We start from the raw sequence: 10746 nt of genomic DNA on the forward strand, positions 1-10746 counted from the left end.
GCCTCCAGCGCCAGCTCCTGCAGCCGCTGCTGGATCTCGGTGCCCTTGATCTTGAGGATCGAGCTTTCCGGACCCGGCCCCTTGCCGCTCGACTCGCCGGCCAGGGTGCGGAGTTCCGTGAATTCCAGCGCCGTCAGGTCGATTTCAAGCTCCGCCACCTTCCGACGGAAGAAGGCGTCGCCCAAGAGCGGACCGCCGGCGTCCGAGCGTTCGGTAGTGGCGATGGCGCGGAGCTTCTCGAGGTTGCGCTTGGACCGCGCGACGCCGGCGATGCCTGATCGCTCATGGGCCAGGAGCGCCTTGGCGCAGGTCCAGCCCTGGTTCTCGTGGAAGATGCGGTTCTCCACCGGCACCTTCACATTGTCGAGGAAGACGTCGTTGACCTCGTGGCCGCCTTCCAGGGTGATGATCGGGCGCACGGTGACGCCTGGGCTCTTCATGTCGATCAGCAGGAAGGAGATGCCGGCCTGCGGCTTGGCGTTGGGGTCGGTGCGGACCAGGAAGAAGCCCCAGTCAGCGAACTGGCCGAGCGTCGTCCACGTCTTCTGGCCGTTGACGAGGTAGTAGTCCTTGCCGTCGTCGCCGGTGATGTGTTCGGCCTTGGTCTTCAGGCTCGCGAGGTCGGAGCCCGCGCCGGGCTCGGAGTAGCCCTGACACCACCAGACCTCGCCGTTGTAGATCCCCGGCAGGAACTTCTTTTTCTGCTCCTCGGTTCCGAAGGTGTAGATCACCGGCGCCAGCATGGAGACGCCGAACGGCAACGGCGGCAGGGTCTCGGCGCGGGCGGATTCCTCGGACCAGATGTACTTCTGCGTCGGCGTCCAGTCCGTCCCGCCAAACTCTTTCGGCCACGACGGGGCGACCCAGCCCTTCTTGGCCAGCACCTTGTGCCAGGCGAGGTACAGTTCCTTGGTCAGCGGCTGGCCGCTCTCCTGAGCCGCGCGCAGATCGGCCGGATAGTTCTCCTTGATGAAGGCCCGGACTTCCGCGCGGAAGGCGTTCTCTTCGGGTGAGAAATCAAGGTTCATATCAGGCTCCGTGGACCGTCCGCTCCGCCGCCGATTTACGGCGTATCCGGGCGGCGGCGACCATAGGCCAGAAGCCTGCCGCCTGGGAAGATGACGCTTACGTCAACGGCATGATCAGCCCGGATGGGGAAGATTGAATCGGATGCCAATCCTGATTGGGCGGCCGGTGCTGGCCGTCCCATCCAGTGCCTTGTCCGAGGTCTCGAACAGCTTGCTGAGCTTGAGCGCTGCAGCTCCAAAGCCGGTCGCTGCTGGCGTTTCTTCGAGAACCGAACAGGTCTCCAGCCGATGTTGATCGCTGATGACGCATTGCAGAATGACGTGACCCTCAATGCCGCGGCGCGCGCCCTCCAGCGGGAAGAGGCGAGAATAGTCGACTGGCCCTGGCTTCTTCATCATCTGCACCGTGCGCGAATCGAGACTTCCGGGCGGCGGTGGCGGCAAACCAGCCGGCGGCGCAGGTGGTGGCAGAGAAAATCGGATCGGGATGTTCACGACGCCGCTGGACACCGGAACGCCGTCCTTGGTCTGCGGCCGCATGCGGAAGAGCGCCGACATCCTCAGAGCGGCATCGCCAAAGCCCGCTCCCGCAGGATCCTCCCGGATCACTGCACAGTCCATCAATAACCCCCTGGCGCTTACGCCACATTGGATGACAGCGCGACCCTCAACCCTGTTGGCCTGAGCCTCCTTTGGATAGAGCGCCATCAGCTCGTCGCCGGTTGGCTTCATGAACCAATCGGGATTGGTGATGATGCTCGGACGCGGCGGCGCGGGTGCGACCACGGCGGGCGGCGACATCGCGACCTGAGCTAAAACTATCGGCATGGCGCTCCCCCCGGACACGAAGCGCTACTTAACCGCGAACCACAGTCCCGCTCCAGCCGTTCCCTCGGCCTTGCCGCCGCCGCAGAAGCGATGCACGCCTGAGCCATGCCCCGGATCGTCACCTACAACGTGCACCGCTGCGTCGGGAACGATCGGCGGCTGGACGTCGCCCGCGTGGCGGATGTGCTGGCGGCGCTGGAGCCGGACATCGTGGCGCTGCAGGAGCTCGACGTCGGGCGCGCCCGCACCGGCCACGTGGACCAGGCCCACGAGATCGCGCGGCGGCTCGATATGGCCTGCCACTTCCACGCCGCCGTCACGGTGGAGGAGGAACGCTACGGCGACGCCATCCTGACCGTCTTCCCCGAGCGGGTGGTGAAGGTGGGGCCCCTGCCCGGCTATCGGCCGATCCCGCAGCTCGAGCCGCGCGGCGCGCTCTGGGTCGAGGTCGATGTCGACGGCGCGCCGGTGCAGATCATCAACACCCACCTGGGCCTCGTGCCGAAGGAGCAGCAGCTGCAGGCTGCCTATCTGGCCGGATCGGGTTGGCTGCAGCATCCGAAGTGCCAGGGGCCGAAGATCCTGCTGGGCGACTTCAACGCCACGGCGACCTCGGTGGTCTACCGCACCTTCCTTAAGGGCCTCTCGCCGGCCCGCGGGCTGGCCCCGACCAAGACGCCCACGGCCACCTTCCCTTCGCCCCTGCCGGTGCTGCGGATCGACCACCTGTTCGTCAGCCCGGAGATCCGGGTCACCGACGTCTTCGCGCCGTTCTCGCCGAAAACCCGGGTGGCCTCGGACCACCTGCCGCTGGTCATGGACTTCGAGGTGGTGAGCTAACAAATTCCCGCTCATCGGCCTTCGCGGGGATGAGTGGCATCGGGGCGCCTAGCTACTTATCCAGCGACGCGATCGCCGCCGGCCCGCCCAGCATCTGCATGTCGCGGACCGCGGCGTAGAGCCGTTCGCGCCGCCGCGCGGGATTCCAGGAGTCACGCGGATCCTGCGGATCGCCCAGGTGGTATTGGGCCACGAACTCGCCGAAGGCGGTGACCTTGGGCGGCTCGATGGGGCGCAGGCGACCGTCGCGGTTGAGCGCGTCGATGGCGCCGATCAGGCCGCCGAAGTCGGCGCGGGCCTTGGCAACCGCATCGCCGGTAACGCCCATGAAGTGGCCCGCCAGGCGGTCGCGAAAGGCGCCGATGGCCGCACGGACCTCGGTGTCATCACTTTCCACCGCCAGCTCGCACTCGGTGTCGAAACCGCCGGAGCGGTTGTTAAGGTTGGCCGAGCCCACGCGCACCACCCGGTCGTCGATCACGCTGGTCTTGGAGTGGACGATGATCGTCTCGCCCTTGTGGGTGGCCGGCCAGAAGGCGCGGAAACGCCCGAAGATGTCGGCCGACCGCAGGCGCCAGATCATCGCGCCCCGCGCCCGGTCCATGGTCAGGTGGTCGAACCAGCTCGGCGCGTGGCCGGTGGAGATCAGAACCACCTGCGGCCCGTCCGGCTCGGCCAGGCGCGCCGCCAGGGCCTCGGTGATCAGTGGCGAGGTGAAGTACTGGTTCTCCAGATAGATCGTCTCCTTGGCGGCGGCGATCGAGGCCAGGGTGAGCTGGCGGATCTCGTCCACCTCCGGCTGGGCCTTCCACATGGGCACGGTGCGGGCGATGGCCACGTCCACGCCGAACAGGGCCGGCGGCACGTGCTCGGGCCAGGGATCGCCGCCGGCGTCGATGGGCTCAGGCAGGACCTCGCCGGTGGATTTCGCCCAACGCGCGCGGGCCAGATCGCCCAAGGCCTTCGCCGCCGGCCCGTCGACCAGCATCATCACCTCGTGCCGGGGCGCATGGTATTCCTGGTCAGGCATGATCCGCCGCGGATCGTCGTCGCGGTGGCCGGGCGTGTCCCAGCGGTCGACCGAGATGTCGCCGCCTCCGCAGAAGGCTACGCGGTCGTCGATCACCAGCACCTTCTGGTGGTGGCAGGCGCCGAACGGGACCTGGTCGTCCAGGCGGAACTTCACCGGCGTGTTCTTGAAGAACTTCCGCGCCTTGTGCGGGAAGAACTCCTGCTGGGCGGCGATGGGCAGCGCCGAACGCCAGATCAGCAGCCGCACGTCGAGCTCGGGCCGCGCACAGGCCAGTTCCACCAGGATGCGGCCGACCTCGTCCGGATCGTCAGGGCCATCGTAGCCGTCGGGGAACAGGCGCGTGCGCGGATCGAACCCCCAGCCCAGCAACAGCACCGAACGACGCGCCTTCTGCAGGGCGTCGAAGACGGCGGTGAAATAGGCCTCGGTGTCGACCAGGAAGGCCGCCCGGTCCGCCCGCGCCATGCGCCAGCAGGTCTCGCCCGCGCGAAGCAGCTTCTCCGAATTCAAATCGTCACGGACCCTTCGCTCGCCCACCGCCCCGCCCTGTCGTCGAGGGTCAAAGGCCCGCGGTCAAGGTTGGGTTCCCGCCGGCGCGACTTCAAGGACCGGCTTGCCTCAAAAGAAAAAGCGCGCCGGCTGGGGGGCCAGCGCGCCGGCCTCAAATCGGCCAAGGCAGGGTCATTCAGGGCCGTCGCTAGCGCGTCGAGGCTGCGTCCCGCGCGCCCAGGAAGGCGGTGCAGTAGCCGTTGAGTTCTGCCTCGTAGCGCTCCTTGCCGTCGGTCTTGGCGGCGTCGCGTTTGCCGCGCGCCAGTTCCTCCTGGCCCTTGGCGTAGACGATATCCAGACGGTTGCGGCCCTCGGTCTTGATCAGGCTGTCGAGGCTGCTGGCGCTGCTGACGCCGAAGCCTTCGGCGAGGCCGCGGCAACGGTTGGCCTTCAGATAATCGACGTCGGTCAGGTGATCGGACGTGGCCGCGGCGCTGGCTTGGCCGGCGACGGCCAGACTCAGCGCCACGAGAAGAACTGCGGTCGATCTCATCGTTATTTCTCCCTCATGACAGTCCCCGAGGCAGAAAATGATCGATGTGATCCGAACTAACAAATTAATTGGATGCAATGAACAGTATTTAATGATCGTCACACGTTACAGATACAATAACTCCAAGTCTGACTATAATTTACTTGTCCCAGAGCTGCTCAGGTTGCATGAGGGGCCATGGCCGCGCTGACCCCTGTGCTGGACGCCGCCGGCGTCAACGCCCTGCTGCGCAAGGCCTTCCCGGACGCCACGCCGGTGGCCTTCCCGAAGGTGACCGCGGTCTCGCCCGGGCGGGTCGAGGTGGTCGCCGCCTACCGCGAAGGGCTGCTACGGCCGGGCGGCGTGATCTCGGGGCCCACGCTGATGTCGCTCTCGGATACGGCGGCCTACGCCCTTGTGCTGGCGCACATCGGCGACCAGTTGATGGCGGTGACCTCGTCCCTGACCATGAACTTCCTGCGCGGCGCCGCGCCCGGCGACATCCACGCCACCGCCGAGATGCTCAGGCTCGGCCGCCGCAACGCCGTCTGCGACGTGCGTATCTGGACCGAGGCGCCCGACCGGCTGGCGGCGCAGGCGGTGGTCACCTACGCTATCCCGCAATGAGCGAACGCGCTTCACCTCCGCCCGGCGGCCCGCCCAAGGCCATCGCCACGCCCTGCATCAAGGTCTGCGTGGTGGATGGCGAGAGCGGGCTCTGCATGGGCTGTTACCGCCAGCTCTCCGAGGTCGCCGGCTGGTCGCGGCTAACCGACGGCGAGCGCGCGGCGATCATGGCCGACCTGCCCGGCCGCCGCAGCCGCATCCGGCCCGAAAAGCTGGCCATGTTCGGTTAAGCCTACCCGTTCACGCCTTCAAAACCCCCAAGCGCCTAGTCTCCGCCCGCAGATCCCGGCCCCCGGGACGTCTAGGCAAGGTGGCCCAGCGCGTGTCCGACGCCCTGAAATTCGCAGCCGTGGCGGCGCTCGCCGGCCTCTCGGCCGTGGTCAGCGCCGAGACCATCGTGACGGTCTCCAACCGCCTGCCGCCGCTGCGCGCCGCCAATGCCGAGACCGCCACCGCGACGCCGGCCGTCTCCGCCGCGCCGTTGCCGGCGCCCTTGTCCATCGCCAAGGCCAGCGACGGCCACTTCTGGGCCGAGGGCCTGGTGAACGGTTCGCACATCCGCTTCCTGGTGGACACCGGCGCCACCGCCGTGGCCCTGACGCCGGCTGACGCCGAGCGGCTGGGCTTCAACCTGGCCGAGCTCAAGTACACCTATCGGGTGACCACCGCGGCCGGCGAGACCCGCGCCGCGGCCGTCAAGCTGGCGGAGGTGAACGTCGCCGGCGCGCGGCTGGAGAACGTCGACGCCCTGGTGATCGAAAAGGGCCTGGACGCCTCGCTGCTCGGGATGAGCTACCTAGGCCGCCTCGCCAGCTTCCAGGCGACGCGCGAGGCGCTGATCCTGCAGCCCTGAGACGGCGGCGAGCGCGGCGTCCACGACCTCCAGGCCCGCGCCAGGCTTCACGCTTTCCACCGTCAGGATCCGCCGCCAGGTTCTGGCGCCAGGCGCCCCGTGGAAGAGACCCAGCATGTGCCGTGTCATGGCCGCCAGGTGCGTCCCCGCCGCCAACTCACGGGCGATATAGGGCCGGTAGCGTTCGACCGCCTCAGCCGGCGTCACCGTATCGCCGTCCCCGAACAGCCGCGCGTCGGCTTCGCCCAGCAAGCCCGGCGTGTGATAGGCCGCGCGGCCCAGCATCACCCCGTCCACATGGGCCAGATGCGCCTGCGCCTCGTCCAGCGTGCCGACCCCGCCATTGATCACGATCGTCAGCTCCGGCCGCTCGGCTTTCAGCCGGTAGACCAGCGGATAGTCGAGCGGCGGCACGTCGCGGTTCTCCTTTGGCGACAGGCCCTTCAACAGGGCCTTGCGCGCATGGACCACGAAATGGCGCACGCCAGCGGCGGCGCAGAGGTCAACCAGGCCGAACAGGCTCTCCTCGGGATCCTGATCATCGACTCCGATACGGCATTTCACGGTCACCGGAACCTTCACCACAGCCGCCATCGCGGCCATGCCCTCGGCCACCAGCTCCGGCTCACGCATCAGGCAGGCGCCGAAGCGGCCCGACTGCACTCGGTCCGACGGGCAGCCGACATTCAGGTTGATCTCGTCATAGCCCCAGGCCTCGCCGATCCGCGCGGCCTCAGCCAGGTCCGCCGGCTCCGACCCGCCCAGCTGCAGCGCCACCGGATGCTCGCCCGCGTCGAAGTCCAGGAGCCGCGCCCGATCCCCATGCAGGATGGCGCCCGTCGTCAGCATCTCGGTGTAGAGCACCGCCCGCGACGTCAGCGTCCGGTGCAGGCTTCGGCAATGCCGGTCCGTCCAGTCCATCATGGGTGCTATACTAAGTAAATGATGTTGCATTTTCAGTCAGTTAGTCTTATTGTTCAATTGGTTGGATGAGCGATTGGGTACGCCGTCCTACGACGTTCTACGACCCAATTCGCTAGGTTTCGACAACTCAGTGCACGGGAATTGCACGCTCAAATGGCCTCGATCCTCAAAGAAAAATCCGGAACCTGGCGCGTACAGGTCCGCCGTAAGGGCCGCTCGATCAGCGAGACCTTTGTCCGGTACGACGACGCCAAGAGATGGGGCGTCGACGCCGAGCGCCAAATCGACCGCGGCGAGACCCCTACCCTCTCCAAGGTCGCCAAGCTTCAGACGTTCGGTGACCTGATCGATCTGCACATCAGCGACATGAGCGAAGTCGGCAAGGCGCCCGGGCGATCCAAGCAGGCGACACTGGAAATGCTCAAGCGCCGACTTGGCCGCAAGAAGATGGTCGAGATCGACCGGGAGTGCGTCATCAAGTTCGGCCGCGAACGGTCGAAGGAGGGCGCGGGGCCAACCACCATCGGCATCGATGTGGGCGTCATCAAGCTGGTGGTGCAGCACTCTGCGGCAGTCCACGGGCTGCCGGTGCTGATCGAGCCGATCGACCTGGGCCGGATCGCGTTGAAGCGGCTGGGTCTGGTCGCGCACAGCAATGAGCGCGACCGCCGGCCGACCGAAGAAGAGCTGGCCAAGCTCATCCACTACTTCGACTCCAATCCGCGCCAGATCATCCCGATGGGGCGGATCATCAAGTTCGCGGTTGCGGGCGCCATGCGCCAGGAGGAGATCTGCCGGGTGGTCTGGTCCGACCACAATGGGCGAACGAAGATGTTGGCCATCCGAGACCGCAAGGACCCAAGGGCCAAGAAGGGCAACGACCAGTCCATCCCTTTGCTGGCGGTGTCCGGCTATGACGCCAACGCTTTGATCGAGGAACAGCGGGCGTTTCGGGCCAACGATGACGACCGGATCTTCCCCTACAACCATAAGTCCGTGAGCAACGTCTTTACCCGGGCCTGCCGGATCTTGGGCATCCAGGACCTACATTTCCACGACCTGCGGCACGAGGGCGCTAGCCGGCTGTTCGAGGCGGGGTTGCAAATCCATCAGGTCGCTCTGGTCACCGGGCACAAGGATTGGAAGATGCTGCGTCGCTACACGCATCTGCGACCGGAATCCTTGCACGACTTTGTCGCCCGTCGTGCGGCATGACGTCGATCTTGCTAAGTCTAGTCCTTAGAGCTATATGCTTTGCTGGCGCTCGGGTCTGATGAGCGTCTACAAGACGAAGGATTTTGCGAGGTTCGCGCGAAGGTCCGGGTTGGCTGACGATGATTTGCTCGGGGCCGCCACCGCTGTCTCCAACGGACGCTGGGACGCCGATCTCGGCGGAGGGGTCTTCAAGCAGCGGGTCGCCAGGGCGGGCGGCGGCAAATCGGGCGGCTTCCGGACGATCATCGTCTTCCGAGCCGGCGGACACAGTTTCTTCGTCTTCGGCTTTGCGAAGAGCGAAAAGGCCAATGTGTCGACGATGGAACTGGGTGCGCTGAAGAAGTTGGCGCGAGACCTGTTGGGATTGGATGCAAAGACGCTGGCGGCGATGAGCGCCGCCGGCGAGTTGGTGGAGATCGAAGATCGTGGCGAGGACATCGACCAAGGGTGAGAGCCGGATTCTCCGGTCCGTCCACGAGACCGCCAAGGGCCTCTATCGCGTGGGAGCGATCGACAAGGCGACGATGCGCGAATTCGATGGTCTGTGCCTGACGCCGGTGGCCGCGATGGCGCCGGAGGAGATCAAAGCGCTGCGGGAACGCGAGCAGGTCTCTCAGCCGGTTTTCGCGCGCTATCTAAACGTCCGCCGCGACGCGGTCAGCAAATGGGAGCGCGGTGAGAAGCGACCGAACGGCCCGTCGCTGAAACTGTTGAACTTGGTGAAGGCCAAGGGTTTGCAGGCGATCGCCTAAGGTAGCCGCTTGCGGCCGTCGGGGTGACCTCTCGCTCAACACCTTCGGCGTCAGCGTGCCCTGTGACTGCGCCCCGACTTGGGAGACTCCGACCGCGAAGGCTATAGGTCTCGATCTCAGGTCTCGTACCAACGAATGCACCAACACGCCGGTACCAAAATCACACCTTTTATTATGATATTCCGATACTTAGCGCGCAAATTCTCCGAATCTGCCGCTAGGAATATCAAGCGCTTACGCGATACCGGCAAACTAGGTGGACTGGCCTCTGCCCTCTCGTGACGTCCGCAATGCGCCCCAACAGCGGTCGTTGGCTTAGGTCCGGTGAGTGGAAATTCGCGTGCGGTTAGGACGAGCTGTGTAGCGGCGCCCCTGCAATGTACGTATGTAGTTTGCGCAACCGAGCTAAGGCGTCGCATGCCACGCAAAATCAAGACTGACGTAGGCCTTAGCGCGCTCTGCGCAATACTGTGGAGCGGCTACGCGCACGCCGCCCCGGCAACCCTTCTGCCACCCGGCCCCATCGGCTCCCATCTTCAGACCTATGTCGACGCCGTGAACGGGCGGTCCGGTGCTGTAGAGGCATTTTCGACCGAACTTTCTGCATCTTTCGAAGAGCCACATTCTCTGGGTGCATTACAGCGCTACTTTGACGGCCAACATCGCGTCACCGGCGGGATCACAGCGGTCGGTTTTCGCCTCGCCCCAGGGTCAATGACGAAGGGCCAGCTAGTCTTCCGCGACACGATTTATGGGGGCTTGCGTGCGCTCGCTGTCACGTTCGACGAGACACCAAGCCATCGGATCATCGATATCTCGCCGACGCCCGCGCCCGGATGGGCGATCGCGGTGGCGCGCCCCAAGTCTCCGGCTCAGGTCGCAATGTATGCGGCGACCCTGATTGATCGCGGATGCCAGGCAGACGTCTTCTCCGGTGCATTCCTCGTCGCGCATCAAGGTAAGGTCATCGTCGAGCGGGCCTGCGGGGAAGCCGACAAACGCGGCCATGTCGCCAACAACCTCGACACGCGCATCAATTTGGGTTCGATAAACAAGGCGTTCACGGCCGTAGCGGTCGCTCAGTTGGCCGAGACCCAGAGGTTGTCACTGAGTGAGCCGCTCAGTGACTTCGTCGACGACAGCTGGCTGCCACAGGACATCGCGCGCCGGATCACAGTGGCGCAGCTGCTCGCCATGACCAGCGGCCTTGGCAGCTACTTCGACGACAATCCAATGAGCCGCCTCAGAGAAAATCGGACCTTGGACGATTATAAGCCCTTGATCCGGGCGCAGACCCTACAGGCCGCGCCGGGTCAGAAATTCATCTACAGCGACACCGGCTATTTTCTGCTCGGCCTCGTGGTGCAGAAGGCCTCCGGCGAAAACTATTACGAGTACGTCCGCAAACACATCTATCGGCCAGCCGGCATGACGGACACCGACAGCTTTGACACTGAGGATCCGTCGCAGCGTCTTGCGGTCGGCTATCTTAGATCTGGCGACCACTCTGGGTGGCGCGAGAACCGGCTTCAGATTCCGCGAAAGGGCGTGCCGGACGGCGGCGGCTATTCGACAGCCCACGACCTGTTGCGCTTCGCCGAGGCCCTAAAGCAAGGGCAGTTGGT

General features: G+C 65.5%; 13 protein-coding genes. 8 read left to right on the forward strand and 5 right to left on the reverse strand.

Annotation, left to right across the window (positions count from 1 at the left end; all coding sequences use genetic code 11):
- Together E8A12_RS19305 and E8A12_RS19310 are read right to left on the reverse strand one after the other, a co-directional pair.
- On the reverse strand, positions 1 to 1028 hold a 1028-nt coding region (locus E8A12_RS19305), incomplete at its 3' end, for an acyl-CoA dehydrogenase family protein (RefSeq protein WP_293371840.1).
- Positions 1029 to 1142: 114 nt separating this feature from the next.
- A complete protein-coding gene (locus E8A12_RS19310) occupies positions 1143 to 1856 on the reverse strand; it encodes a TonB family protein (protein ID WP_293371842.1) in 714 nt (237 codons plus the stop codon).
- 105 nt (positions 1857 to 1961) lie between these two features.
- On the opposite strand from E8A12_RS19310, the gene E8A12_RS19315 reads away from it, so the two are divergent.
- Positions 1962 to 2696: an endonuclease/exonuclease/phosphatase family protein gene (locus E8A12_RS19315; protein ID WP_293371844.1), complete on the forward strand. Its 735-nt coding sequence runs from the start codon at positions 1962 to 1964 to the stop codon at positions 2694 to 2696.
- A gap of 52 nt (positions 2697 to 2748) precedes the next feature.
- Here E8A12_RS19315 and E8A12_RS19320 read toward each other — a convergent pair whose 3' ends face one another.
- Together E8A12_RS19320 and E8A12_RS19325 are read right to left on the reverse strand one after the other, a co-directional pair.
- Positions 2749 to 4266 (reverse strand): phospholipase D-like domain-containing protein, encoded by a 1518-nt coding sequence (locus E8A12_RS19320; RefSeq protein WP_293371846.1) that lies wholly within the window; start codon positions 4264 to 4266, stop codon positions 2749 to 2751.
- A 160-nt stretch (positions 4267 to 4426) separates the two neighbouring features.
- Positions 4427 to 4771 (reverse strand): hypothetical protein, encoded by a 345-nt coding sequence (locus E8A12_RS19325; protein WP_293371848.1) that lies wholly within the window; start codon positions 4769 to 4771, stop codon positions 4427 to 4429.
- Between the two features lie 177 nt (positions 4772 to 4948).
- On the opposite strand from E8A12_RS19325, the gene E8A12_RS19330 reads away from it, so the two are divergent.
- The 3 genes from E8A12_RS19330 (at position 4949) to E8A12_RS19340 (ending at position 6230) form a co-directional block, all read left to right on the forward strand.
- Entirely contained in the window at positions 4949 to 5377 is a 429-nt protein-coding gene (locus E8A12_RS19330; RefSeq protein WP_293371850.1) for a PaaI family thioesterase, read from the forward strand.
- Entirely contained in the window at positions 5374 to 5607 is a 234-nt protein-coding gene (locus E8A12_RS19335) for a DUF1289 domain-containing protein (RefSeq protein ID WP_293371852.1), read from the forward strand. Before E8A12_RS19330 ends, E8A12_RS19335 begins: the two co-directional genes overlap by 4 nt.
- Before the next feature lie 92 nt (positions 5608 to 5699).
- A complete protein-coding gene (locus tag E8A12_RS19340) occupies positions 5700 to 6230 on the forward strand; it encodes a TIGR02281 family clan AA aspartic protease (protein WP_293371854.1) in 531 nt (176 codons plus the stop codon).
- On the opposite strand, the gene dusA is transcribed toward E8A12_RS19340, so the two are convergent.
- Positions 6174 to 7184, reverse strand: a complete 1011-nt coding sequence (dusA, locus tag E8A12_RS19345) for a tRNA dihydrouridine(20/20a) synthase DusA (protein ID WP_293371856.1) — start codon at positions 7182 to 7184, stop codon at positions 6174 to 6176. The genes E8A12_RS19340 and dusA overlap by 57 nt on opposite strands.
- Positions 7185 to 7307: 123 nt before the next feature.
- Between dusA and E8A12_RS19350 the strand changes: the two genes are divergently transcribed.
- The 4 genes from E8A12_RS19350 to E8A12_RS19365 form a co-directional block, all read left to right on the forward strand.
- Positions 7308 to 8369 carry a site-specific integrase gene (locus E8A12_RS19350; RefSeq protein WP_293371858.1) on the forward strand — a complete coding sequence of 354 codons (1062 nt, stop codon included), beginning with the start codon at positions 7308 to 7310 and terminating at the stop codon, positions 8367 to 8369.
- A gap of 58 nt (positions 8370 to 8427) precedes the next feature.
- On the forward strand, positions 8428 to 8820 hold the full coding sequence (locus tag E8A12_RS19355) for a type II toxin-antitoxin system RelE/ParE family toxin (protein ID WP_293371860.1): 393 nt from the start codon (positions 8428 to 8430) through the stop codon (positions 8818 to 8820).
- Positions 8821 to 8893: 73 nt separating this feature from the next.
- Positions 8894 to 9121 carry a helix-turn-helix domain-containing protein gene (locus tag E8A12_RS19360; protein WP_363212512.1) on the forward strand — a complete coding sequence of 76 codons (228 nt, stop codon included), beginning with the start codon at positions 8894 to 8896 and terminating at the stop codon, positions 9119 to 9121.
- Positions 9122 to 9538: 417 nt separating this feature from the next.
- The coding region (locus tag E8A12_RS19365; RefSeq protein WP_293371864.1) for a serine hydrolase domain-containing protein at positions 9539 to 10746 on the forward strand (1208 nt) is incomplete at its 3' end.

The organism is Phenylobacterium sp. (genome assembly GCF_004799395.1).
Classification (GTDB): domain Bacteria; phylum Pseudomonadota; class Alphaproteobacteria; order Caulobacterales; family Caulobacteraceae; genus Phenylobacterium.